The sequence below is a fragment of the Leeuwenhoekiella sp. NPDC079379 genome, from assembly GCF_044542075.1.
GTDB lineage: Bacteria > Bacteroidota > Bacteroidia > Flavobacteriales > Flavobacteriaceae > Leeuwenhoekiella.
On record NZ_JBITTU010000007.1, the window covers coordinates 92,806 to 117,615 of the forward strand.

Below are 24,810 nucleotides of genomic sequence, written 5' to 3' on the forward strand. Positions count from 1 at the left end.
GTTCACCATTTTATCTTTTATGTCTTAGCTCAGAAGATACAGATAGTTTTTTTCTACCCTTAGCTCTTCTACGAGCAAGTACTTTACGACCGTTTGCGCTAGCCATACGCTCGCGGAAACCGTGTTTATTTTTTCTTTTTCTCTTTGAAGGTTGAAACGTTCTTTTGCTCATTGTGTATCTTCTTTAATCTTCCTTTAACTTTTCTATACTAAATGCTTTAAGAAATACCTTCTCAAAAGCTGGGCGCAAATATACAAACACTTTCCATTATGACAAATGTAAAGTTTAAATTTTTTCAGATTGTTTTTATTACATTTGCACGCTCAAATAAATTGATAGATTTTTCAACTGTTTAAAGCGGGTCAAACCTCAAAATACGCCTCATATATGTTCAATAAAAATATAAAATTAGTTCTTGCCGTTGTTATTTTTGGATTAGCTATCTGGCAATTTATAGATAGATCTATAGGAAATGGGATTATGCTTATTCTTTTAGCAGCTATTTTTATTTTACTGTATTTTAAAAATGAAATTCTAATACTTGCCTTTCTGCGTTTGCGTAAACAAGATTTTGAAGGATCAAAAAAGTGGCTTGATAAAATAAAAAATCCTGAAGGTGCTTTAACACAGAAACAAAATGGGTATTATAATTACCTTAATGGTCTTATGCTATCGCAAACAAATATGACTCAAGCTGAAAAATACTTTAAAAAAGCTGTTCAGTTAGGACTTAGTATGGATGCTGACCTGGCAATGGCTAAAATAAATCTTGCCGGCATAGCGATGACTAAAAATAGAAGACGTGAAGCAGATATTCTTTTATCTGAGGCTAAAAAACTAGACAAACACAATATGCTGGGAGATCAAATTAAAATGATGAAAAAGCAGATGAAACAGGCAGCTAATATGCCTAAACAACAATACGGCAGAGGAAGTAGAAGATAACTTCAATCTGCAGTATTACTTATTGTTAAATTTTATCGTCAATTCTAATCGTCATATTTCTCCTAGTTAATAATCAGATACTTACGTATTTAAACCGATAAACAATCCTCTTTATCGATAAGTTTTCGTCATATCTATTTCTAGATCTAACTTCGCATTATAGCGAAAGTATATGGCAAAAACACTACTCTTTCTTTTACTGGTATCTATTTTGAAAGTGTCTGCACAAGAAGATCAAAAAATCTTTTTTTCTGAAGCATTAGCTCTTAATATAGACGCATACAACACGAAAGTAGATACTGCTTTAGAACGTGGAGAAATTGATTATGCTAAATCTCTACTAGATACCCTCGTAAAAGATCATCTTCAAGGTAGTTATATAGATCCTTTACAGTTTGAAAGTATAAATACATTTCTAACATCTACTAAAGATATTGAAAGACCAACACTTATACTTACCTACGCATCTTGGTGCATTCCTAGTGAAGGGGAAATACCCGTTTTAAACAAGTTAGCAGAACGTTATGGTACTATGGTTGACTTTGTAGTGCTCTTCTGGGATGATAAATCAACGGTACGCAAGCTTTCAAAACAATTTGATAAAAATATACAAATCGTATATGTTGATGAGACACAAAACAAGCATATGCAAACTGTAAACTTGCTAAAACATGCTTTGGGCCTTTCCTTATCATTTGTAATATCGAGTAATGGTGAAATTCTCGATATTAATAGAAGACCGGCAAATAAATTTAACGCTAGTATAGAAGAAAATATTAATAGGAATATGAGATTTTTAACTCGTCAAATTGCAACAATAAATCTTGATCTCAATATCAATATTAATGACCTGCCAGAATCTTTAGCTACTTTTTAAAGTTAAAAGCCAACTTGTTTATATAAATAAAGGAACCTCAGGAGGTTCCTTTATTTATATAAATTTTTTTTTAGTTTAGCAACTATACTATTGCCCTACAGTATAGTTATAACTTCCTTTTTCTGGGATTTCTATAAAATATTCTTTATTAGAACTGTTGTTAAGATGGTCTTCGCGCAACCAGGGGTTGTGTAATTTTAATATCTTATAATTTATTCCATAACCCTGAGCAAACTTGACAAAATTTGTTACCGGTGTATCTACCTTAACTTTATAAGTAGGTACTTTATTATATAGATCATTCTTGGTAAAGTTTAAACCATACTTTTTGGGATCTGATAAAATTTCTTTCAAAGCAAGTATTCTAAAAACGTATCTACCTGTCTCCTCTCCTAATAATAAATCGTAATAATCATTAACATCCTGCTCTCTAAGCCTGCGACTAATCCCCGCGTTTCCTGCATTGTAACCTGCAGCAGCAAGCGTCCAGGATCCTAGATTGTTTTTTGCAGATTTAAGATATTTACACGCTGCACGCGTAGATAATTCTACATTATAACGCTCGTCGACATTATCGTTAACTTCAAGACCTAGTTCTTTACCAGTAGAGCTTAATATTTGCCAAAAACCTGTAGCACGTGCGGGAGAAACTGCCTGTGTCAATCCACTTTCTATAACAGCTAAATATTTAAAATCATCTGGTAGACCTTCCTCTTTTAAAATGGGTTCAATTATAGGAAAGTATTTATTTGCTCTTTTTATTAAAAGAAGCGCATTAGATTGCCAGTAGGTATTTACAAGAAGCTCTCTATCTATTCGCTCTCTAATGTCAGGATCATTTAGTGCAAGTTTTTCACCCGCAAAATCCATTTCATCAGGCAGCGGTATCGCATAGACATTATAATCGTTTACTAATTTATCTTCGTTAATCGAATTTTCCTCAATAATTTCGGGATCTGCAGTGTCTTGCTGTACAGCCTGTACACAGATTGCTGTAGTTGCGATTAAACCTATACCGGCTAATACTGATTTTATATTAATCATAAAAAATTAGTTTTGTTGTTATCCTGCAAATTAGGGATTAATTCCCGATAATTTTAGGGAGGTTTTTGTTAAACCATTTACATTTTGAGATAATCATAACGTGGGTTCCACCCTTAACCGGTATGCATTTATCTATATATTTATACGGAAAAACCGGGTCTTCAGTTCCTTGAATATGCACTAAATCTTCTAAGTATTCGGTTTGTTCCCAACACAGCATTTGCTTCAAAGCCCAAGTGAGATAAATAGGATTTGTAATTGATAAGTACTTTTTATACAATGCTACCTTATGCTTTAAACGATCTCCAACAGCATAATTAGAAAGTGTATCTATATTACGTACTAATTTAACCGGAGCAAGATGGTATAAACCTAATGCTCTTGAAAAACGCATACGTCTGGGTAGTTCAACCTTACTTTTTACGCTGCTTATAATAATAACTTTCTTATACTTTATATACTTCGCCATTTCCTGAATAACAACACCACCAAAACTCACCCCTATAAGCACAGGATTTTTTTCTTTTACTTCTAAGAGCATTTCCCTGGCATAATCTTCAAGACTATCATTAACCTTAGGTATTTTCCACGCAAGGGGATGTAGTGTATAATTATTCTCTGGAAGTTTTAAATATTCAAAAATGCTGGGATTTGCTGCCATCCCGGGCATTAAATAAATATGTATCATACGTCTTTGTATTAATGCTTTAACAGTTAAACTTCAATAAAACCACTTTATTTTAGTATATTTGTAACAATGTGTTAACATAATTATATTTTTTCGCATTATACCCCAAATTCTTTTCTCGAGTAAACCTAATTTCTTAAAACAAATTTTATATGGATGTAATGACAGCGATTGAATTAACAGACAACGAGTTTTTAAGACAATTTGAAGCAACCTTTGACGGTAAAATGGCGAAAATTGAATACTCGCTTCAAGATCGAAAAATTTTTCTTACAAAAATCAAGATGCCTGAAGGAACTGAAAATAAAATGAATGACTTTATCATAACTGTCTTTAAAGAAGTTGAAGATCGCAATATTAGTTTAGTCCCTACAAGTCCCGAGATCGCAAAATTTATGAGATCTAACCGCAGAAAGTATAAAAAGTTACTTCCGGTAGGGATTAATATTTAATCCCATAAACATTTAAAAAAACCTGCTTTTAGCAGGTTTTTTTTATGCGGTTAATAAATCTTCATTTTGATAAGTAAAACGTACTAAACCGTCTTCATCTATTTCAGTAAGTTCTATTTGATGTATTGTGTTTACTAATGCAGGATCCCAAGGCGCTTTCACTTTTACATAATTTTCAGTAAACCCATTAATATAACCGTGCTTGTTTTCACCTTCAAATAAAACTTTATGTGTGGTATTAAGCTGTGATTCGTAAAAGGCTCTTCGCTTTTTAGCAGAAAGACCCCTTAACATTTTACTACGTTTTTTACGTACTCTTAATGGGACAGCATCGCTCATTTCTGCTGCTTTAGTATTATCTCGCTCAGAATACGTAAACACATGTAAATAAGAGATATCTAGCTCATTTAAGAATGTATAGGTGTCCAGAAAATGCTCATCTGTCTCACCGGGAAAGCCAACAATTACATCAACTCCTATGCAGGCATTAGGCATTAATTTTTTAATTTCGGTAACGCGATCTACATAAAGCTCCCGCTTGTACCTTCTACTCATTTTACCTAAAAGCTCATTATTACCACTCTGAAGCGGGATATGAAAATGAGGTACAAATGCCCTAGATTGTGAAACCAATTTTATAGTTTCATTTTTTAGCAGATTAGGCTCTATACTAGATATGCGCAGACGCTCAATACCATCTACTTCATCTAATGCTTTGACCAGGTCTAAAAAGGTATGTTCGTGTTTTTTGTTACCAAACTCACCCTTGCCGTAATCCCCAATATTTACACCGGTAAGAACGATTTCTCGAATTCCCTGTGCTGCGATTTCCTTCGCATTTTTAATTACATTAACTAATGTATCACTACGTGATATACCCCTTGCCAGCGGTATAGTACAGTATGTGCATTTATAATCACAACCATCCTGTACTTTCAAGAAAGCACGCGTACGGTCTCCTACAGAATAAGAACCTACATAAAAATTAGCATCTTCTATCTCACAACTATGCACCTCACCCATATCGTTTTTAGATAGGTCATTTAGATAGTCTGTGATTTTAAATTTTTCGGTAGCTCCAAGTACAAGATCAACACCATCAACATCTGCAAGTTCTTCCGGCTTCAATTGTGCGTAACAACCTACCGCTGCAACAAAGGCATCGGGGTTAGTTTTTTGAGCCTGTTTTACAATAGATTTAAAACGCTTATCTGCATTTTCAGTAACACTACACGTATTAATTACATAAATATCTGCAGCCTCGCTAAAATCTACTCGGTTGAAACCTTCACTTTTAAAACTTCGTGAGATCGTTGCTGTTTCAGAAAAATTAAGCTTACAACCTAAAGTATAAAAGGCTACTTTTTTACCTGCTTCGTTCATTAGAATCTTCTTCACAATTGGTTACTTTTGTTTTTCTTTCGCATAAGCGAAAAAATAAGGCGCCTGTATAAGACTGCAAAGTTAACTACAATAATTCTATTGCTAAAGCTTTAGCTAATATCGAATGATTAGTAATGCTGACAGTGATTACAAAAGTCCTCAGAAATTAAAATTAAATCCTGTATAATACTATTTTACGTCCCAGTCTTATTTTGAAAATCAATATTTTAAAAAATATCTTCAGTTCCTTATTTGCTTGCTGTTTACTTGCATCGTGTAATTCTAAAAAGGGTTCCTCTAGAGAATTAGATGTTTTTAGATACAATGAGCACTATAATGTAGCTACGCTAGACCCTGCTTTTGCTCGTAACCCTCCTATTATATGGCCTACAAATCAACTTTTTAATGGTCTGGTTCAACAAGATGATTCTTTAAATATAGTTGCAGACATTGCTAAAAGCTGGACGATAAGTGAAGACACAAAAACCTATACGTTTACCCTACGTGATGATGTTGTATTTCATAAACATACTCAATTTAAAACTAAAGACAGTACACGTAAAGTTGTTGCTTCTGATTTCGTTTATAGTTTTGACCGTTTAAAAGATGTACAAGTTGCCTCTCCCGGCAGTTGGGTTTTAAACAATGTCAAAAGTTATTCAGCCGTTAACGACACCACGCTAGTTATAAATCTTGATAAAGAATTTCCGGCATTTATAGGACTTTTGACGATGCGATATTGCTCTGTAGTTCCTAAAGAAATTGTAGAATTTTACGGTACTGAATTTAGATCACATCCTATAGGTACCGGTCCTTTTAAATTTAAACGCTGGGAAGAAGGTGTTAAACTTGTACTTCGAAAAAATGAGAATTACTTCGAAACAGATGAAAATGGAACGCCACTACCCTATCTTGAAGCGGTAGCTATCACATTTTTACCAGATAAACAGAGTGAATTTCTTCAATTTGCGCAAGGTAATCTGGATATGCTTAATAGTTTAGATCCTTCTTACAAAGACGAACTTTTAACTGCCACGGGTGAACTTAAGGGAAAGTATAAAAATGAAGTAAAAACTATTTCAGGTCCATTTTTAAACACCGAATACTTAGGCTTCTTTTTACCAAGTAACGCAGAAGAGGTTCGTTCTTTAGCCTTAAGACAAGCTGTAAATTATGGCTTTGATCGTTCTAAAATGATTAAATACCTGCGTAATGGCATCGGTACTCCTGCAAATGCCGGCTTTATTCCCACCGGTTTACCCGGATATGGGACACCCGGATATGAATACAATCCTGCTAAAGCACGAGAATTAATTAATGCTTATATTAAAGAAAGTGGTAATCCCGCACCCTCAATAACCATAGGCACTAATAGTCAATATCTTGACATTTGTGAATACATTCAACGTGAACTAGGCAAATTAGGATTAACAATTATTATAGATGTAATGCCACCATCTACACTTAGACAACTCAAATCTACTGGAAAATTAGATTCATTTCGTGCTAGTTGGATTGCAGATTATCCTGATGCCGAAAATTACCTATCTCTATATTACAGTAAAAATTTTACTCCTAACGGTCCCAATTATACGCATTTTAAAGACGCGTATTATGACCGACTTTATGAACAGAGTTTTAAAATAACTGATATTGAAAAACGAAAAGTTATATATCAGAAAATGGACTCAATATTAATTTCAAAAGCGCCGTTTGTCACACTGTACTATGATCAGGTTATAAAGTTTGTACACAAGAATGTTACAGGACTTACTGCAAATCCTCAGGACTTTCTCGTTTTAAAACGTGTAAAAAAGTTAGCTACAGAATAAATTATTGTAAAAACGAGTAACTTTTAATAGCCTATTCATACTAATCAGTTACTAAAGGCAAAATTTATGAGTTTTGGTGGGGCAGTCTCGGCGATGATTACGTCGATTAAAAACAACAAACGAGAACGTAAATCGAGATTTAATAATAGAAATTCTAATACTACATCCACGAGCTACAAACCTTTTGTAGATCATAAAAGGCCGAGCCCTAAACAACTAGAAAAATTACGCACAGAGATACGCTTAAATGCTAAAAACTATAAAAAGCGTGTACTTATCTACTTCATTTTTAGTCTTATAATTTTGATTCTATTTAGCGTCGCTATCGTTTATTCTGTTTAAATCTTATATCTATAAATCACTTAAAAACTTGAAGGCGATCAATTTTTAAGTTTTTTTTGACAATCATTTTTCGGGATACGAATTTCATTACATCTTCCGCAGAGATTTATAACTACCCACGAAAACGATATAAGTTAAAATAAATCAATTTAAATTTAAACAAACGTTTAATTTAAACAATTGTTTAATTTTGTACTCTAATATTAGCGTATGGATTTAAATGAGAAACAACTTCAGATCATTCAAGTAGCAGAAAGACTATTTTCAGAGCAGGGATTTGACGGTACATCCGTACGTCAAATAGCTAAAGAAGCAGATATTAATATCGCTATGATCTCTTACTATTTTGGATCTAAAGAAAAATTACTTGAGGTTCTTATGGTGTATAGAATGGCTAATTTTCAGGGAGATCTTCTGGGCATAATAGCTAATGATTCTATTTCCTTTTTTGAACGAATAGATTTAATAATTGCCATGATGATTAAGCGTATTCACGCAAACAGACGTATATATACGATTATACATTCTGAATCATCTAATAACAATCGCAGTATTCAACTAGACCAGTATATTTCTCAAAAAAAGGACAATTTTAAAACCTTAGAAAATTTTATAAAGCGCGGTCAGGACGCTGGCAAATTTTCAAAGAATGTAGAAATCTCATTAGTGCTGCCTACACTCATAGGCACCTATTTTCACTTTCATTATAATCTTGAATTCTTCAAAGGTATTTACGATTTGAGTACCGAGTCAAAAATTCAAAACTATATAGAAACCACGCTAACAACACATTTACAAAATTTGATTAAAGCCCTATTAAAATATGGAAATTAGACATATACTATTGAGTCTCTTTGTACTCTTAAGTACAATATCTCTTAAGGCTCAAGAAAAAAAACAACTTTCGCTAGAGGAAGTGGTTACAATAGCACTTCATACTAGTGACGCATCTAAAATTAACAACTCACAAGTTGACATTGCTAAAGGCGCACTAGCAATTAGTAAAAATCTACAGTACCCGGATGTAAAGATTTCAGGACAATATCAATACCTAACTACGCCAAATATAAATCTGCAAATACCCATTACAACTACAGATTCTGGTTCTGAAGGCACTGCACAAACCTCACAACCTAATAATGTTAATGGTTTGTTGCTAGGCGCTGCTAATGTTTCAATGCCTTTATTTTCGGGTTTTAAGATTAAGAATAGTATTGCTGCTAAAGAGAATCAATTGCAAGCAGCTATTTATAGCGCAGCTAATGCTCAGGAACAATTAGCCTTAGATGCCGTCAAACTTTATTTGCAATTATATAAGGCTAACGCCTCTGTAGATCTTGTAGAAGATAACCTGAAAAGTGCAACTCAGCGCGTAAAAGATTTTACAGCAATGGAAGAAAACGGCTTACTGGCTCGTAACGACCTTCTTAAAGCTCAATTACAGCAAGCAAATATTGAGTTGACGCTTGCAAATACTATAAAAAATGCACGCATCTTAAATTATAATTTAAATGCATTACTAAAATTGCCTGAAGATACTGCTATAGAAACTAATGTAAGCCCTTTCACCCCTGTAACAACTACATTACCCAGCATTTCAAAACGCAATGATCTTCAGGCTTTAAACTATCAGCAAGAAGCGCTTCAAGATGAAATTAAAGTTGCTAAAGGTGATTACATGCCTTCGGTTGCACTTCTGGGTGGTTACACGGCATTAGACATCAATAACGCCCTAACTGTAACCAACGCGATGAATGTAGGAGTGGGTATATCTTACGATCTATCATCACTTTTTAAATCAAAAGCAGAGGTAAAATTAGCACAAACTAAAGCAGAGGAACTAAGCTACAAATTTGATTTAGCGACTTCTAAGGCCGAAGTAAATGCAAAAAATGCTTTAGAAGAATATAATCTGGCATTAAATACGCTTGAAGTTTACAAAGTTTCTGAAGAGCAAGCAGTAGAAAACTACCGTATTGTTAAAGACAAATACGACAATGGTCTTTCTGATACTAACGATTTGTTGGAAGCAGATGTACAACAACTGCAAACCCGCATAAATCTAGCTTACGCAAAGGCAGATATTACCCAAAAATATTACGAATTACTAAGTGCTGAAGGTGTGCTTACCAATCAATTTTCTAAAAATTAATCCTGCTAAATAAAATGGAACAAAATAAAAAAACCAACAAAAAGTTTATTGCTATTATCTCAGTTTTACTGGTAATAGGTGTAACATACGGTACAATTAAGTTTATACACTCGCTTTCTCATGAAGAAACAGACGATGCTCAGGTTGAAGCTAATATGAACTCAATAATACCACACGTAGGAGGTTATGTTGAGAAAATCTACGTGACAGATAATCAATTTATAAAGAAAGGAGACACCATTCTTGTTATTGATCAACGAGATTACACTGTAAAATTAGAACAAGCACAAGCACAACTTGCCGCCGCTCAAAGCCAGGTAGGCATAGCAGAATCTACAATAGGTTCTTCACAGGCTAATGCTTCTGCTTCAAGTGCACAGGTATCGTCATCAAGAGGAAGTATTGAAACTGCGAAGATTCAATTAGGTCGTGCGACTAATGACTTCAACAGGTATAAAAACCTTTACGAAAACAAAAGTATTACCACACAACAATTTGAGCAGGCTCAGGCAGCGATGCAGGAAGCTGAAGCAAATCTTTCTATTTTAAAGAATCAGCAAAAAGCTTTACAAAGTCAGAACTCGGCTGCATACTCACAAACAGATGTTACTAAAAAGCAGGTTACAGTTGCTGAAGCAAATGTAAAAAGTGCTCAGGCAATGGTAGATGCTGCTCAACTCAGTCTTGACTATACTGTTATTACAGCTCCTATAGACGGGCAACTCTCTGCTGTAGAAATACAAAGAGGTCAATTTGTACAACCGGGTCAGGCGCTGTTCTATTTAGTAAATACAACAGATAAATGGGTAGTTGCCAATTTTAAAGAAACCCAACTTAGCAATATGAAGGTGGGTCAAAAAGTAGGCATCGAGATTGACGCATATCCTGATGAAGAGTTTGAAGGAGTTATTACAAACTTCTCTCCGGCCACAGGTGCTCGATTTTCATTACTACCACCTGATAATGCAACCGGAAACTTTGTAAAAACAGTACAACGTTTACCTGTAAAAATAGATTTTACAACAAACAACGATACTGAAAAATTAGCACGTTTACGCACAGGTATGAATGCCAACGTAGATGTTCATTTGAAATAATAGTATGGCAGCAGTAGCAATTGAAGAAGAAGACACCTTAGTAGAATATGGCTTTAGAAGGGTAATTATTACAATTACCGCAATATTGTGCGCCCTTTTAGAAATCGTAGATACGACAATCGTAAACGTTGCTCTTAATGACATGCGTGGTAGTTTAGGAGCTACCCTAACTGATGTTGCCTGGGTAATTACTGCGTATGCTATTGCAAACGTAATTATCATACCTATGACCAGCTGGTTGAGTAAGCAATTTGGTCGTAAAAATTACTTTGCGGTTTCAATTGTAATATTTACGTTTTCTTCTTTTCTCTGCGGAAACGCAACAAATATTTGGGAACTAGTAACTTTTAGATTTATACAAGGTTTAGGTGGTGGTGCTTTATTAGTAACCGCACAAACCATTATTACTGAAAGTTACCCAATAGCAAAAAGAGGGATGGCTCAGGCAATTTATGGTATGGGCGTTATAGTAGGTCCTACATTGGGGCCTCCATTAGGTGGTTATCTGGTTGATAATTTTTCATGGCCCTATATTTTCTACATTAATATACCTATAGGAATTATCGCTACCATTTTAACTATTATATATGTGAGAAGCCCTAAGTATGGAACAAAATTAAAAGCAAGCCAGGTTGACTGGTGGGGTATTATCTTTCTTGCATCTTTTATAGGTTCTTTACAATTTGTTTTAGAACATGGGCAACAAGATGACTGGTTTGAAAACAACCTTATTATTACGCTAAGTATTGTTTCCGCATTTGGATTATTAGCCTTTATCTGGCGAGAATTGGTTTACGATAATCCTATTGTTAACCTACGGGTTCTAAAAAATACTAATTTATGGACGGGTACCATAATGACCTTTATTTTAGGTTTTGGTCTTTATGGCTCAACATTTATAATACCCATATACACCCAATCTGTTTTAGGGTGGACGGCCACAGATGCCGGTTTGTTACTCATTCCAAGTTCAATAACTACAGGAATCATGATGCCTATTATAGGTAAGTTGCTAGAGCGTGGAGTTTCTCCAAAATATCTGGTTGCTCTTGGTTTTATTGGTTTCTTTTTCTTTAGTTTCTGGATGCACAATATTATCACACCAGATACTGCTTCTGAAGTAATGTTTTGGCCTTTAGTATTAAGAGGCGTTGGTTTAGGACTTTTGTTTGTACCCATAACAACCTTGGCATTGTCAACTTTAAAAGGTGCAGAGATAGGTGAAGGTGCAGCTTTTACAGGAATGATGCGCCAGTTGGGAGGCTCCTTTGGGATCGCAATCATAACCACAATGATCTACCGCTTTAATCAACAACACCGTGTAGATCTATTACCGAATATTAGCGCTGTAAATACACAAACTCAAAGTCAGGTGTATGGATTGCAAAAAATGTTCATGAGTAAAGGATTTAGCTTTAATGAGGCTTTAGACCGCGCATATCAGGTACTTGAAGGCAAAATAGTATTGCAAGGTACTGTTCTTACCTATATGGATATTTTCTTGAGTCTGGGAATCCTATTTCTAATATGTGTCCCATTTGCGCTTATGCTTAAAAAAGGTGCTGGTAAGGTAGATGCTTCAGCGATGCACTAATACCTCCTATATTTAGCTGTTTGCTCAAATACATGTTCCAGAATTGCCGCTTCCTGCTCATCAAAAGGTATGTTTCGGCGTTCTGTAACTAATTTTGCGGTCTGAAATGCTTTTTCTGTTTTATACGTTGTAAAACCACTCGCACCACCCCAGGAGAACGAGGGTACAAAATTACGAGGAAAACCAGGACCAAATATATTAACACTTACCCCTATTACCGTGCCGGTATTAAACATTGTGTTGATTCCACATTTACTGTGATCGCCCATTATTAGACCACAAAATTGAAGTCCGGTTTTGGCAAAACCTTCGGTCTCATAATCCCAAACACGCACTTCTTCATAATTATTTTTAAGATTACTATTATTAGAATCTGCTCCTATATTACACCACTCACCTAATACTGAGTTACCCAAAAAACCATCGTGCCCTTTATTAGAATAGGCCATTAAAACCGAATTATTAATCTCACCTCCTACTTTACAATATGGTCCAATAGTAGTGCCTGTATAAATCTTTGCTCCCATTTTCACCACCGCACCTTCACATAATGCAAAAGGCCCACGTATTAAGGCACCTTCCATTATCTCAGCATCTTTACCAATGTAAATAGGACCTTCGGAAGCATTTAAAGAACAGAAATTAACTTTAGCTCCTTCTTCAATAAATATATTATTAGGATTAGTTACCTGTACATTCTTCGGAATTTTCAAAGATTCGCGTTCTTCTGTAATCAACTCGTAATCTAATTGAATCGCTTTATGGTTTTTACTGAATAAATCCCACGTGTGCTCAATCTTAAAAAGAGCTTTTTGATCTAATTCAATATGCTCGTATGCTTCAAAATCTATTTCGTCTTGAGAATCCTGAGTATAAAATGCTACCACATCCTCACCGTCAAACAGAGCTTGCAAGGGTTTTAAATCAAAAATAGAATCTATTAAAACTGAAGTAGGAATGTACGCTGCATTAATCATTATATTATCTTCAAACTCTACCATTGGGTATTTATCTGCGAGATATTCTTCAGTTACTGTTGAAGTGGTGCTTCCTAAATACTTCTCCCATTTTTCTCTTATGGTTAAAATACCAATACGCAAGTCTGCCACAGGCCTTGTAAAGGTCAAAGGCAATAATTGATTGCGAACAGGGCCGTCAAAAAGAATATAATTCATACTAGATTTTTAGAGATTGAGAATTAAAAGCCAAAACTTTTAATTATATGAAGGAATTTATTTGCAGTCCAAAATTAATTAAATATAACGAATACTGCGTTAGGGTTTGCAGTGAAAATCCCGCAGATACCAAAGCGATAGCGAAGATATCGAGGAATTGTAACGCAAAGCCCGACCTCACTTTCTTTAAATGAGGCAACGCCATAAAAAAAGCCCCTTAACTTGCGTTAAAGGGCTTTCTATAATTAAAATGTTAAAGCTTAGTTACCGCCTTTTTCCATTTTCTTCTTAAGTGCTGCAAGAGCATCATTTGCATCTCCTAAAGTAGGTGCACTAGCTGCTGCTGAGTCTGCTGCTTTCTTAGCTGCCTGCTTAACAATCTTAGCTTCCTCTTCTCTAAACAATGAAGTATGCGATGCAACTACACGTTTAAAGTCTTTATTGAATTCAATGATCTGGAACTCGGCGCTATCACCTTTTCCTAATTTGCTACCATCTTCTTTCTCTAAGTGACGACCTGGCACAAATGCCACGATATCTTCATTAAATTCGATAGTTGCTCCTTTATCAACTACGTCTCCAATTACGCCAGTATGTTTTGTACCTACTGCGAAATCATCTTCGTACTTATCCCAAGGATTCTCTTCTGTTTGTTTATGACCTAAACTTAATTTACGACCATCAACATCTAATTCAAGAACTACAACTTCTAGTTTATCACCAATGTTTGTAAATTCTGATGGATGCTTGATTTTCTTAGTCCAAGAAAGATCAGAGATATAAATAAGACCATCTATACCTTCTTCTAATTCTACGAATACACCAAAGTTAGTGAAGTTACGTACAATACCGGCATGACGTGATCCTACAGGATATTTAGTAGTAATATCTGTCCAAGGATCTTGAGATAATTGTTTAATACCTAGAGACATCTTACGCTCATCACGATCCATAGTAAGAATTTGAGCTTCTACCTCATCACCTACATTTACAAAATCTTGAGCGCTGCGCAAGTGCGTAGACCAAGACATTTCAGAAACGTGGATTAAACCTTCTACTCCTTCTTCTACTTCAACAAAAGCACCATAATCTGCGATTACAACTACTTTACCTTTTACTTTATCACCTATGCTTAAAGTCTCACTTAATGCATCCCATGGGTGCTTCTTAAGTTGCTTAAGACCTAGTTGAATACGTGTTTTATCCTCATCAAAGTCCAGAATAACCACATTTAATTTCTGATCAAGATCAACGATTTCATTCGGGTGGTTGATACGAGACCAAGAAAGGTCTGTAATGTGTACCAAACCATCAACACCACCAAGATCAACAAATACTCCGTAAGAAGTAATGTTTTTAACAGTACCTTCAAGTACCTGACCTTTTTCAAGCTGCCCAATGATTTCTTTTTTCTGCTCTTCGATATCTGCTTCGATAAGCGCTTTATGAGAAACAACAACGTTTTTAAATTCTTGGTTGATTTTCACAACTTTAAATTCCATTGTTTTATTCACGTAAGCATCGTAATCACGTATAGGCTTAACATCGATTTGAGAACCTGGTAAGAAAGCTTCTATACCAAATACGTCTACGATCATACCACCTTTTGTACGTGCTTTTACAAAACCAGTAACAATAGTACCTTCTTCGTGTGCTTTATTTACACGATCCCAAGCCTTAATTACACGAGCTTTACGGTGAGAAAGAACTAGTTGACCTGTAGCATCTTCACGCACATCAATTAATACCTCTACCTTATCTCCTACTTTAAGATCGGGATTGTAACGAAATTCGTTAAGTGAAATTACACCTTCAGATTTTGCGTTGATGTCAATAATAGCATCACGATCTGTAATGTTTATTACTGTACCTTCTACTACTTCATCATCAAGAGTATCTACAAAGTTCTCAGCTACTAATTTCTCAAATTCACTTAGCTTATCATCGTCGATAGGATCAATCCCCTCTTCATAATTGTGCCAGTTAAATTCTTCTAGAAATTTCTCAGGGTTTTCTTGAGAAGCGCTTTTGTAGTTCTTAGGCGCCGCTGCTTGAGCAGTGCTTGTTTCTTCAACTGCAGGAGCAGTTTCGGGATTTTGGTTTTCTTCAGCCATTGCTGATTAATAATTTGTATTTTACGCTTTCGCGGAAGCTAAACAACACAAAACCATAAAAGAGGTTTAATTCATTTGTTTTCAACACATACCAATTAAAAAATTGGTATCGATGTCCTTTTGTGCTTCCTTACATTGCCAAAAGGTGTGCAAAATTACGCAAAGTTTTCTTATTTTAAAGATCTAAATTAAAAATATGTTTGAAGAAGTTTCTACCGAAACATTTCAAGGGCAAACCTCACGCCATGAGCTCTTTGGCAAATCTTGGAGGGTTGCAAACCCCAAAGCTGTTGTTTGTCTTATTCACGGTTTTGGAGAACACCTGGGAAGATACGAGCACGTAACCCGTCATTTTAACACCTGCGATATTTCTTGCTACGCTATAGATCTACCCGGTCACGGAAAATCTAGTGGTAAACGCGGGCTTGTACAATCATTGCAAGATTTTGTACTTGCAGTAGATTACATTTATGAAAAAGCAGTTCTTGAAAACGAAGGTAAACCCGTTTTTATTTACGGTCACAGTATGGGTGGTGGTATTGTCTTACGCTACTTGTTATTAACCTCATTACCTCCTGCAGGAGCACTTATCACCTCGCCCTGGCTAGATCTGGTAAAAAAGCCAAATGCTATTGAAGTGGTAATCGCAAGAACACTTTTAAGTCTTGGGCTAAATAAAACTCAGAAAGCAAAACTTGATCCTGAGGCGCTATCCCGTGACGATAGCGTGGGCAGAAATTATTTAAATGATCCTCAAGTGCACAACATAGCCTCAATACGCATGTATTTCGCATTAAATGATAATGGTGTTTATCTATTAGATAAAAACTTTGACTTTCAAACACCCATTTTATTGGCACATGGTACTGCAGACACCATTACAAAATATAGCGCATCTCAGATCTTAGCTTCCAGACACCCAAATCAAATCACGTTAAAACTTTGGGATGGATTAAGACACGAAACTCACAACGAACTTAACAAGGACGAAGTTCTAAACTACTACTCAAATTGGATTCTAAATAAATTGAAATAAAAAAATCCCTCTTTAAAAATTAAAGAGGGATTTTTAATTTGTAAACGTTTAAAATTACTAGCCTTCAAGACTCATAATTGCTTTCTCATTTATAAATTCTTTTAGTCCGAATCCACCGTGTTCTCTTCCATATCCTGAATTTTTCACTCCACCAAATGGCATATTAGGCTGCGCAACTCCAAAACTATTTATAAATACCATACCTGTATCAAAATGATTTTTTGCAAGTTCAAAAGCTTTCTTTTCATCATTTGAAAAAATACCACCACCTAAACCAAATCGACTATCATTTGCAATACGCATTGCATCCTCGTCATCTTTTGCTTTTATAAGTGATGCTACAGGTCCAAATAATTCATCATCATATGCAGGTTGCCCTGGAGTTACGTTTCCTAAAATAGTAGCAGGGTAAAAATAACCTTCACCTTCAGGTAATTTTCCTCCACAAAGAATTTCTGCTCCTTTTTCTACACTCTCTTCAACTTGCTCGTGTAATTTTTCTCGCAAATCTTTACGTGCCATAGGGCCCATATCATTTGAGTCATCTGTAGGATCACCTACTTTCAACGCGCTCATTCCGGCAACAAACTTTTCTTTAAATTCGTCATATACTTTTTCAGTAACCACAAATCGTTTTGCAGCAACACAGGTTTCACCGTTATTGTAGGTTCTACCTTGTATACACCATTTAACTGCAGTATCGACATCAGCATCTTCTAAAACAAGGTATGCATCATTAGATCCTAATTCTAATACCATTTTCTTTAAAGCTTTTCCTGCTTTCTCTCCAATAATTTTACCTGCTGTCCCACTACCGGTTAGAGTAACTCCCTGTACATGGTCGTTATCTATGATAGCATCAGATTGATCATGACTTATACGCAATACTGTAAATAAATTTTCTGGAAGACCGGCTTCATCTAAAATTTCTTTTATCAGCAATGCAGAGCCAGTTACATTTTCAGCATGTTTTAATAAAACACTGTTACCAGCCATTAGATTTGCTATAGTATAACGGACAACTTGATAGGTTGGGAAATTCCAAGGTTGAATACCATAAATTACACCTAAAGGAGAATATGTAATTAAGCCTTTACCTCCATCAGGAAGCGTTCTGTTTACATCTTGTAATTCTTTAGGTCCATTTTCTGCCGTATAATCACAGATAGCAACACAAAGATCAATTTCCTGCTCTCCCTGACTCAGCATTTTACCCATTTCTGCCGTCATTAGTTTAACAAGCTTATCTTTGTTCTTCTTAAAACTTTTACCAATTTTTTTAATATGCTCAGCACGCTTATCTAGAGATACATGCCTCCACTTAGAAAATGCTTTGTGTGATGCTTCAACGGCTTCTTTAGCCTCATCATCACTCATCATCTCATATTGATTCAATTCTTTTCCCGTAGCCGGATTTATAGTTTTCAGAAATTCTTGCTTAGAATCTGAATTATTATTTTTTGGTTTGTCCAAAGTTTCAGTACTCATCTTTATTTTCTTTTATGTTAGCAAATGATAGTTCTGTAGATTTTAAAACAATCTCAGTATTATCGTTATTTTCTGATATAAAATTAAAAAACATACGTGTCGCAGCCGGTTGTTTTAGTAAAGCCTTAAGTACATCTTATAAATACTTTATGAGAACTGATACAGTTTGCGTAGCTTTTGAGAAAATAGAATATACTTAGGTCGCATAAATCAATTAAAGTAGGTGCGATATTTAAGTATAAAAGTCTAAAAGAGAAGAATGATAAAATTTAATAAGAAAAAAGCTTACTCAGATTTTAGTATGGTATTAAATACTAAGATTAGGACTGAAAACGCCAAACCCAGTGTAGCAACTCCTATCCACTGAAAATGCTCCCAGGCGTAAGCACCTGCAATCGTACCAAAGGCACCGCCTATAAAGTAGCCTACCATATAAATAGTATTTACTCGATTACGTGCATCGGGATTTTTTGAGAAAATGATGTTTTGATTAGTTACGTGTAGCGATTGCAAACTAAAATCGACTAATAAAACGCCAATAACCAAACCAATAATTGAATTACCTGAAAATTGAAATACAACCCAAGACATAATTAATAGTGCCGAAAAGATTAAAACAAGTCTCTTATGATTGTATTTATCATTTAACTTACCTGCTAGTGCAGCACCCAGAGCACCTATCATCCCTAATAAACCAAACATACCCGATACGGCACTACCATACCCAAAATTAGTTTCCATTAAAAAAACTAACGTAGTCCAGAATGCACTAAAACCGGCAAATGCAAGACCTCCGCGTATGGCTGCAATACGTACTTCGGGCTTCTTCTTAATAATATTAATCAGAGAGCGCATCAATTCTGCATAGGTGCCTTTAAAATCTGTTGCAACATTAGGTAGCTTATAATAAAGTAGGGTCGCATAAACAACCATTATTCCGGCTGCGAGATAGTACATAAATCTCCAGCCATAATATTCACCTATCAATCCGCTTAAAAAACGACTTCCTAAAATACCTATGAGAAGACCACTCATAACTATACCTATAACCTTCCCTCTGTTTTCTTCGGTAGCTAATTCTGCAGCCATAGGCACAAATAATTGAGGCACCACAGAGGTAAAACCTACAAGAAAGCTAGAGACTGTGAGTATCCACAAAGATGGAGCCATAGCTGTAACAAGTAGAGCAGCTATAATTGCTATAAAATCGTAGAGTATAATTTTTCTTCTTGAAAATTTATCGCCCAGCGGAATAATAAACAGCAGACCAAATGCATATCCCAATTGTGTAGCAAGCGGAATCCTACTTACTTGAGACTCGGTTACCTCAAAAGTTTTAGCTATTAAATTAAGGAGTGGTTGATTGTAATAATTATTAGCAACTACGAGACCGGCACCTACAGCCATTAAATAGAGTAGGCTTTTAGTAAGCTTAATATTTCTCATAAAAGGTATACGAACTAAATGTTAGCATCTTCCGTAAATACGGTCTTTCGCTAACTGAAGAAGTATATTAAACTGGTCTTCTATATTAGTATGTGTATTATCTAATAGTATGGCATCATCTGCTTGCACAAGTGGAGAATCTTCACGAGAAGTATCTAGCTGATCACGCTTTTGCACATTTTCTAAAACCGCCTCAAAACTTACATCATCACCCTTAGCAATGAGCTCATCATAACGTCTGCGAGCACGCTCGTCTGCACTGGCAGTCATAAATACTTTAAGTTCTGCATCAGGAAAAACAACCGTCCCAATATCGCGACCATCCATCACAATACCCTTTTCTTTTCCCATCTCATGTTGCTTTTGAACGAGAAGTTGGCGCACTTCAGAAATAGCAGCAATAGGACTAACAAAATTAGAAACCTCGAGAGTTCTAATTTCCTTTTCTACATTTTCATTATTTAAATAAACATCTGCAATCCCTGTAATCGGATTCAATTTAAAATTTACCGATACTAGAAACAGATTACGTATTAATGCCTCTTTATCAAAATGCCCTTCTTTTATAAAGAGTTTCCGCATCGCAAATAAGGTTACAGCTCTATACATCGCACCGGTATCTACATAAATATAGTCTAATTCTTTAGCCAGCATTTTTGCGACTGTACTTTTGCCTGTAGATGAGAAGCCGTCAATGGCTATAGTTATCTTTTTCAAATTTTTAAAATTGAAGATTAGAATGTAGCTTTTATTAAAACAGAGCCTTGCTTTACCTTAAGTCCATATTTAAACCAAAAAATCCTGAACTCGCTGCGCTGTTGTATCTGGCGTAGCTGTAACTAAGCCGCAATTTATTAAACTTAACAGAAAAACCGGCACTAAGACCTGCAAAACTACGCTGATCTAGAATCCGTAATTCTTCTGCTCTGCGCAGGTTGTATCCCACACGAATATTGAAACCTTTATCTGGAAACAATTCTGCTCCTATAATCATATGCCGAAGCACCTCATCAAAAAAACGTATCGTTTCGGGAGTTGTATTTCCATTTAAATCTGAAGTTGCTCTGTTTGGATTTTCAAATGCAAGATTCCAGTTTTGGAGGTTTTCTAATGTAAAATGCCAGCGTAGTGGTATGTGTGCTGGTTGTTGTGAGATCCCTAAATCAATCTCTAACGGAAGCTTTTCATAAACCGCATCATAAGCCGTAAACTGTGTTCCCAAATTACGCACCACGCCTCCTATATTAAGTTTCAAATCTTCATTTACATAGATAAAACCTAAGTCTACTGCACCTCCCAGGGAACTGTATTGTTCTAATTTTGAAGATATCAACTTTAAATTTACTCCAATAAAAAAATCGGTATATGGAATATTATATGCGTAGCCTAACGACAACGCTACTTCCCCACCACTAAAATCTGATGTCGCATTACCTTGCTCATCATAACCCGAGAAATTTCCGTAATTAACATAGGTAACTCCGGCGTGAATTACCTGCGTACGCCTGTCATACAAATAAGCATAACTCGCCGTTCCGTAATTCACATCTGCAAGATAGTTGACATAGTTGAGTGAAAGTTGATTATCCATCGCTGCATTAATCGTCGCAGGATTAAATAATGCAGCTGTGGGATCGTAACTATAATCGGTAACTACTTTACCTCCCATAGCAGCCTGTTTAGGAGAAGATACTAAATTAAGAAATTGATAAGTAGACCTCCCTCCCAGTTGAGCCCAGAGACCCGAAGCATAACATACAAAAATAAGAGCTAGTAGTTTTTTTAGCATAAATAAAATAGGCTCCCGGTCATCATTAAAACGCTTACAATAATACTTTATTTCTAGCCCATAAAAAAACCCGCTAGCATACACGCTAACGGGTTTTAGTATTATTAAAAACTAATTTTATAGCTCTTTTGCATTCTTGACCTTCTCATTTGTAAGAGCGATATCAAGCACTTCGCTCATATCATTTACATAATGAAAAGTAAGACCTTTTAAATACTCTTCATTAATTTCTTTAATGTCACGCTCATTTTCTCTACACATGATAATCTCTTTTATGTGTGCGCGCTTTGCTGCCAGAATTTTTTCTTTTATTCCGCCTACAGGAAGTACTTTACCTCTTAAGGTAATTTCTCCCGTCATTGCAAGACTCTTTTTCACTTTGCGCTGTGTGAATAAAGACACTAAAGAGGTTAGCATAGTAATACCGGCACTAGGTCCATCTTTTGGGGTTGCACCTTCAGGCACGTGAATATGCACATTATATTTCTCAAAAACCAGTGAATCAAGACCCAGCAATTCTGCATTAGATTTAATGTATTCTAATGCAAGGGTAGCACTTTCTTTCATCACTTTACCCAAGTTCCCGGTTACCGAAAGAACTCCTTTTCCTTTAGATAAAATAGATTCTATAAATAAAATATCACCGCCTACCTGTGTCCAGGCGAGACCAGTTACAACACCCGCGACGTCATTATTCTCATATTTATTACGCTCTAGCTTAGGAGATCCTAAAACATCAATAACAATCTCGTTATCAACTTTTACTTTGTACTCCTCTTCCATCGCTAAATTTTTTGCCGCATAACGCACCATTTTAGCAATTTGCTTTTCTAAGCCACGTACCCCAGATTCTCGTGTATAGCCTTCAACTATTTTTTCTAATTGAGGTTTAGCTATTTTTAACTGATCATCTTTTACACCGTGTTCTTTTAGCTGTTTTGGCAATAAATGACGCTTACCTATTTCTACCTTTTCTTCGATAGTATAACCGGTGACATTTATTATCTCCATACGATCGCGTAGCGCAGGCTGTATTGCACCTAAGTTGTTTGCAGTTGCAATAAACATTACTTTAGAGAGGTCAAAGCCCAGTTCTAAAAAATTATCGTGAAATTCTGCATTTTGCTCAGGATCTAGAACTTCTAATAATGCCGAAGAAGGATCTCCCTGATTGCTGTTACTTAATTTATCTACCTCATCTAAAACAAAAACCGGATTACTGGTCCCTGCCTTTTTAAGACTTTGTAATATACGACCAGGCATAGCACCTATGTAGGTTTTACGGTGACCACGTATTTCTGCCTCATCACGTAACCCACCTAGACTCATACGCACATATTCACGTCCTAACGCCTCTGCTACAGATTTACCTAATGATGTTTTACCTACTCCCGGAGGGCCATATAAACACAAAATAGGCGACTTCATATCGTTACGCAGTTTTAGCACTGCGAGATATTCTATAATTCGTTTTTTTACATCATCAAGACCATAATGATCGCGATCTAGAATTCGCTTTGCACGTTTTAAGTCAAATTTATCTTTACTAAATTTATTCCACGGAAGGTCTAAAAATAAATCAAGATAATTACGCTGAATGCTATACTCTGCCACCTGCGGATTCATACGTTGCATTTTTGCGAGCTCTTTATTGAAGTGCTTCGCAACCTTCTCATCCCATTTCTTTTTCTTTCCGCGTAAGCGCATCTCTTCTAGCTCGTCTTCTTGAGAAACACCGCCTAGTTCTTCCTGAATGGTCTTCATTTGCTGGTGCAAAAAATACTCCCTTTGCTGCTGACTCATGTCATTATGCACACGATTTTGAATATCGTTCTTAAGCTCTAACTTCTGCATCTCGGTATTCATATGACGCAGTGTCTGCAAAGCACGCTCTTTTAAATCTCCAATTTCTAAAAGTTTCTGTTTTTCTTCAACCGTAAGGTTCATATTTGAACTCACAAAATTGATTAAAAACGACTCGCTTTCAATATTCTTAATTGCAAAGCCCGCTTCACTAGGAATATTAGGTGATTGCTTAATAATTTGCAATGCCTGCTCCTTAATAGACTCAATTATAGCCTTAAATTCTTCATTGCCTTTCTCCGGGCGCAGTTCAGGAACTTCACGAACGGTAGCAACTATATACGGTTTTTCGGTAATAACCTCAGCGATATTAAAACGCTTTTTGCCCTGTATAATCACTGTTACATTACCGTCTGGCATTTTTAATACTCTAAGAATTCGAGCAACCACACCAGTTGTATTTATATCATCTGCCGTAGGATTTTCTACAGATTCATCTTTTTGAGAAACTACTCCAATAATTTTTGAACCCTTGTTTGCCTCATTAATAAGATCTATAGACATATCGCGTCCTGCTGTAATTGGGATTACAACTCCGGGAAACAATACCGTATTTCTAAGTGGTAAAATGGGTAAGGTTTCGGGTAATTCTTCTTTATTTATCTCTTCCTCGTCTTCAGGAGTCATCAATGGGATTAAATCTGCTTCACCATCAAAATCCTGCAATGACAGATTGTCAAGATTTGTAAATTTTGTTCTAGCCATACTATTTAACGTCACATTGTCACAAATTGAATTAATAATGTGGAATGTAAACTTTTTTTATTTGATTTAAAGACCTGCAAAGCACTATATTAAAGACTTTCAGGCTTTCTTACGCTCTGTATAATTCAATTAATATGCCACCGTAAAGAACTTATAAATGAAATATTTTGAAGGCAACTGTAACAAAGTAAAAACAGGTCTATCTTTATAATGAAGCACAAACCAATTGAACACAACTAACCATCACATTGATTTGCTTTTAGAGCAATGTAAAAACGGAAATCAGCAGGCACAACTTGCTGTTTACAAACGCTATTATAAAGCGATGTACAACACCTCATTGCGTATTGTGAAAGATAGTAATGAGGCAGAAGACATCATGCAAGAATCTTTTTTAAGTGCTTTTACTAAGCTAGACAGCTATAATGCAGAATCCTCGTTTGGAAGCTGGTTAAAACGTATTGTGGTTAACAATAGCATAAGTAGCTATAATAAAAGTAAACGCCTAAAAGAAGATGACCTGGATGACTCGCTATATAAGCTTGAAGACGATCAAGGTATTACAGATTGCGATACCAGTAGTTTTGAAGTTCAGCGCGTACTGCAGACGATGAACGAACTTAAAGAAAATTACAGAGTTGCGCTTACCTTAAATCTAATAGAAGGTTTTGATTATGAAGAAATGAGTGAAATTTTAAACATTAGTTATGCTAATTGCAGAACTACAGTATCAAGAGCAAAAGACAGCTTACGAAAAAAATTAAGTGATTTAATTAGAGATTAGTTA

General features: G+C 35.6%; 21 protein-coding genes. 10 read left to right on the forward strand and 11 right to left on the reverse strand.

Annotated features, from left to right (window positions below):
• Positions 1 to 10: 10 nt before the first annotated feature.
• On the reverse strand, positions 11 to 172 hold the full coding sequence (rpmH, locus tag ACIGAM_RS13750; protein WP_028374856.1) for a 50S ribosomal protein L34: 162 nt from the start codon (positions 170 to 172) through the stop codon (positions 11 to 13).
• Between the two features lie 216 nt (positions 173 to 388).
• Here rpmH and ACIGAM_RS13755 point away from each other — a divergent pair, with 216 nt between their 5' ends.
• Both ACIGAM_RS13755 and ACIGAM_RS13760 read left to right on the forward strand, forming a co-directional pair.
• Positions 389 to 946 (forward strand): DUF2892 domain-containing protein, encoded by a 558-nt coding sequence (locus ACIGAM_RS13755; RefSeq protein ID WP_396512021.1) that lies wholly within the window; start codon positions 389 to 391, stop codon positions 944 to 946.
• A 172-nt stretch (positions 947 to 1,118) separates the two neighbouring features.
• Complete coding sequence (locus ACIGAM_RS13760; RefSeq protein ID WP_396512022.1) at positions 1,119 to 1,823, forward strand: TlpA family protein disulfide reductase; 705 nt, start codon at positions 1,119 to 1,121, stop codon at positions 1,821 to 1,823.
• A gap of 87 nt (positions 1,824 to 1,910) precedes the next feature.
• Here ACIGAM_RS13760 and ACIGAM_RS13765 read toward each other — a convergent pair whose 3' ends face one another.
• A complete protein-coding gene (locus ACIGAM_RS13765) occupies positions 1,911 to 2,867 on the reverse strand; it encodes a lytic transglycosylase domain-containing protein (protein ID WP_396512023.1) in 957 nt (318 codons plus the stop codon).
• A 37-nt stretch (positions 2,868 to 2,904) separates the two neighbouring features.
• Positions 2,905 to 3,555 (reverse strand): alpha/beta hydrolase, encoded by a 651-nt coding sequence (locus tag ACIGAM_RS13770; RefSeq protein ID WP_396512024.1) that lies wholly within the window; start codon positions 3,553 to 3,555, stop codon positions 2,905 to 2,907.
• Between the two features lie 152 nt (positions 3,556 to 3,707).
• Between ACIGAM_RS13770 and ACIGAM_RS13775 the strand changes: the two genes are divergently transcribed.
• Positions 3,708 to 4,007: a GNAT family N-acetyltransferase gene (locus ACIGAM_RS13775; RefSeq protein WP_396512025.1), complete on the forward strand. Its 300-nt coding sequence runs from the start codon at positions 3,708 to 3,710 to the stop codon at positions 4,005 to 4,007.
• A 42-nt stretch (positions 4,008 to 4,049) separates the two neighbouring features.
• Here ACIGAM_RS13775 and mtaB read toward each other — a convergent pair whose 3' ends face one another.
• Positions 4,050 to 5,390 carry a tRNA (N(6)-L-threonylcarbamoyladenosine(37)-C(2))-methylthiotransferase MtaB gene (gene mtaB, locus ACIGAM_RS13780; RefSeq protein WP_396512152.1) on the reverse strand — a complete coding sequence of 447 codons (1,341 nt, stop codon included), beginning with the start codon at positions 5,388 to 5,390 and terminating at the stop codon, positions 4,050 to 4,052.
• A gap of 212 nt (positions 5,391 to 5,602) precedes the next feature.
• Here mtaB and ACIGAM_RS13785 point away from each other — a divergent pair, with 212 nt between their 5' ends.
• The 5 genes from ACIGAM_RS13785 to ACIGAM_RS13805 all read left to right on the forward strand — a co-directional run bounded on the left by ACIGAM_RS13785 (position 5,603) and on the right by ACIGAM_RS13805 (position 12,407).
• A complete protein-coding gene (locus tag ACIGAM_RS13785; RefSeq protein WP_396512026.1) occupies positions 5,603 to 7,222 on the forward strand; it encodes an ABC transporter substrate-binding protein in 1,620 nt (539 codons plus the stop codon).
• Positions 7,223 to 7,774: 552 nt separating this feature from the next.
• On the forward strand, positions 7,775 to 8,398 hold the full coding sequence (locus tag ACIGAM_RS13790) for a TetR/AcrR family transcriptional regulator (protein ID WP_396512027.1): 624 nt from the start codon (positions 7,775 to 7,777) through the stop codon (positions 8,396 to 8,398).
• Positions 8,388 to 9,716, forward strand: coding sequence for a TolC family protein (locus tag ACIGAM_RS13795; RefSeq protein ID WP_396512028.1), 1,329 nt, complete (start codon positions 8,388 to 8,390; stop codon positions 9,714 to 9,716). The genes ACIGAM_RS13790 and ACIGAM_RS13795 overlap by 11 nt, the downstream gene beginning before the upstream one ends.
• 14 nt (positions 9,717 to 9,730) lie before the next feature.
• Positions 9,731 to 10,813, forward strand: coding sequence for an HlyD family secretion protein (locus ACIGAM_RS13800; RefSeq protein WP_396512030.1), 1,083 nt, complete (start codon positions 9,731 to 9,733; stop codon positions 10,811 to 10,813).
• A 4-nt stretch (positions 10,814 to 10,817) separates the two neighbouring features.
• The gene (locus tag ACIGAM_RS13805) at positions 10,818 to 12,407 is read left to right on the forward strand and encodes a DHA2 family efflux MFS transporter permease subunit (protein ID WP_396512032.1); all 1,590 of its coding nucleotides are present in this window, start codon (positions 10,818 to 10,820) and stop codon (positions 12,405 to 12,407) included.
• On the opposite strand, the gene ACIGAM_RS13810 is transcribed toward ACIGAM_RS13805, so the two are convergent.
• Together ACIGAM_RS13810 and rpsA are read right to left on the reverse strand one after the other, a co-directional pair.
• Positions 12,404 to 13,582, reverse strand: a complete 1,179-nt coding sequence (locus ACIGAM_RS13810) for a GlmU family protein (protein ID WP_396512033.1) — start codon at positions 13,580 to 13,582, stop codon at positions 12,404 to 12,406. The genes ACIGAM_RS13805 and ACIGAM_RS13810 overlap by 4 nt on opposite strands.
• Positions 13,583 to 13,842: 260 nt before the next feature.
• Entirely contained in the window at positions 13,843 to 15,696 is a 1,854-nt protein-coding gene (gene rpsA / locus ACIGAM_RS13815) for a 30S ribosomal protein S1 (protein WP_396512034.1), read from the reverse strand.
• 196 nt (positions 15,697 to 15,892) lie between these two features.
• Here rpsA and ACIGAM_RS13820 point away from each other — a divergent pair, with 196 nt between their 5' ends.
• Positions 15,893 to 16,732 (forward strand): lysophospholipase, encoded by an 840-nt coding sequence (locus tag ACIGAM_RS13820; RefSeq protein WP_396512036.1) that lies wholly within the window; start codon positions 15,893 to 15,895, stop codon positions 16,730 to 16,732.
• A gap of 57 nt (positions 16,733 to 16,789) precedes the next feature.
• On the opposite strand, the gene ACIGAM_RS13825 is transcribed toward ACIGAM_RS13820, so the two are convergent.
• The 5 genes from ACIGAM_RS13825 to lon all read right to left on the reverse strand — a co-directional run bounded on the left by ACIGAM_RS13825 (position 16,790) and on the right by lon (position 24,023).
• Positions 16,790 to 18,220, reverse strand: coding sequence for an NAD-dependent succinate-semialdehyde dehydrogenase (locus tag ACIGAM_RS13825; RefSeq protein WP_396512037.1), 1,431 nt, complete (start codon positions 18,218 to 18,220; stop codon positions 16,790 to 16,792).
• Positions 18,221 to 18,505: 285 nt separating this feature from the next.
• On the reverse strand, positions 18,506 to 19,666 hold the full coding sequence (locus tag ACIGAM_RS13830; RefSeq protein WP_396512039.1) for an MFS transporter: 1,161 nt from the start codon (positions 19,664 to 19,666) through the stop codon (positions 18,506 to 18,508).
• A gap of 21 nt (positions 19,667 to 19,687) precedes the next feature.
• Entirely contained in the window at positions 19,688 to 20,383 is a 696-nt protein-coding gene (cmk, locus tag ACIGAM_RS13835) for a (d)CMP kinase (RefSeq protein ID WP_396512041.1), read from the reverse strand.
• Positions 20,384 to 20,435: 52 nt separating this feature from the next.
• Complete coding sequence (gene porQ, locus ACIGAM_RS13840) at positions 20,436 to 21,455, reverse strand: type IX secretion system protein PorQ (protein WP_396512153.1); 1,020 nt, start codon at positions 21,453 to 21,455, stop codon at positions 20,436 to 20,438.
• Positions 21,456 to 21,572: 117 nt separating this feature from the next.
• A complete protein-coding gene (lon, locus tag ACIGAM_RS13845; RefSeq protein WP_396512043.1) occupies positions 21,573 to 24,023 on the reverse strand; it encodes an endopeptidase La in 2,451 nt (816 codons plus the stop codon).
• Between the two features lie 226 nt (positions 24,024 to 24,249).
• Here lon and ACIGAM_RS13850 point away from each other — a divergent pair, with 226 nt between their 5' ends.
• Positions 24,250 to 24,807 carry an RNA polymerase sigma factor gene (locus tag ACIGAM_RS13850; protein ID WP_396512044.1) on the forward strand — a complete coding sequence of 186 codons (558 nt, stop codon included), beginning with the start codon at positions 24,250 to 24,252 and terminating at the stop codon, positions 24,805 to 24,807.
• Positions 24,808 to 24,810: the final 3 nt, after the last annotated feature.

Coding starts and splice junctions, on each gene's coding strand:
- rpmH (WP_028374856.1), bottom strand. CDS start 172: ATGAGCAAAAGAACGTTTCAACCTTCAAAGAGAAAAAGAAAAAATAAA.
- ACIGAM_RS13795 (WP_396512028.1), top strand. CDS start 8,388: ATGGAAATTAGACATATACTATTGAGTCTCTTTGTACTCTTAAGTACA.
- ACIGAM_RS13825 (WP_396512037.1), bottom strand. CDS start 18,220: ATGAGTACTGAAACTTTGGACAAACCAAAAAATAATAATTCAGATTCT.
- ACIGAM_RS13765 (WP_396512023.1), bottom strand. CDS start 2,867: ATGATTAATATAAAATCAGTATTAGCCGGTATAGGTTTAATCGCAACT.
- ACIGAM_RS13775 (WP_396512025.1), top strand. CDS start 3,708: ATGGATGTAATGACAGCGATTGAATTAACAGACAACGAGTTTTTAAGA.
- ACIGAM_RS13805 (WP_396512032.1), top strand. CDS start 10,818: ATGGCAGCAGTAGCAATTGAAGAAGAAGACACCTTAGTAGAATATGGC.
- ACIGAM_RS13820 (WP_396512036.1), top strand. CDS start 15,893: ATGTTTGAAGAAGTTTCTACCGAAACATTTCAAGGGCAAACCTCACGC.
- ACIGAM_RS13800 (WP_396512030.1), top strand. CDS start 9,731: ATGGAACAAAATAAAAAAACCAACAAAAAGTTTATTGCTATTATCTCA.
- lon (WP_396512043.1), bottom strand. CDS start 24,023: ATGGCTAGAACAAAATTTACAAATCTTGACAATCTGTCATTGCAGGAT.
- porQ (WP_396512153.1), bottom strand. CDS start 21,455: ATGCTAAAAAAACTACTAGCTCTTATTTTTGTATGTTATGCTTCGGGT.
- ACIGAM_RS13790 (WP_396512027.1), top strand. CDS start 7,775: ATGGATTTAAATGAGAAACAACTTCAGATCATTCAAGTAGCAGAAAGA.
- mtaB (WP_396512152.1), bottom strand. CDS start 5,390: ATGAACGAAGCAGGTAAAAAAGTAGCCTTTTATACTTTAGGTTGTAAG.
- ACIGAM_RS13810 (WP_396512033.1), bottom strand. CDS start 13,582: ATGAATTATATTCTTTTTGACGGCCCTGTTCGCAATCAATTATTGCCT.
- ACIGAM_RS13755 (WP_396512021.1), top strand. CDS start 389: ATGTTCAATAAAAATATAAAATTAGTTCTTGCCGTTGTTATTTTTGGA.
- rpsA (WP_396512034.1), bottom strand. CDS start 15,696: ATGGCTGAAGAAAACCAAAATCCCGAAACTGCTCCTGCAGTTGAAGAA.
- ACIGAM_RS13770 (WP_396512024.1), bottom strand. CDS start 3,555: ATGATACATATTTATTTAATGCCCGGGATGGCAGCAAATCCCAGCATT.
- ACIGAM_RS13760 (WP_396512022.1), top strand. CDS start 1,119: ATGGCAAAAACACTACTCTTTCTTTTACTGGTATCTATTTTGAAAGTG.
- ACIGAM_RS13830 (WP_396512039.1), bottom strand. CDS start 19,666: ATGAGAAATATTAAGCTTACTAAAAGCCTACTCTATTTAATGGCTGTA.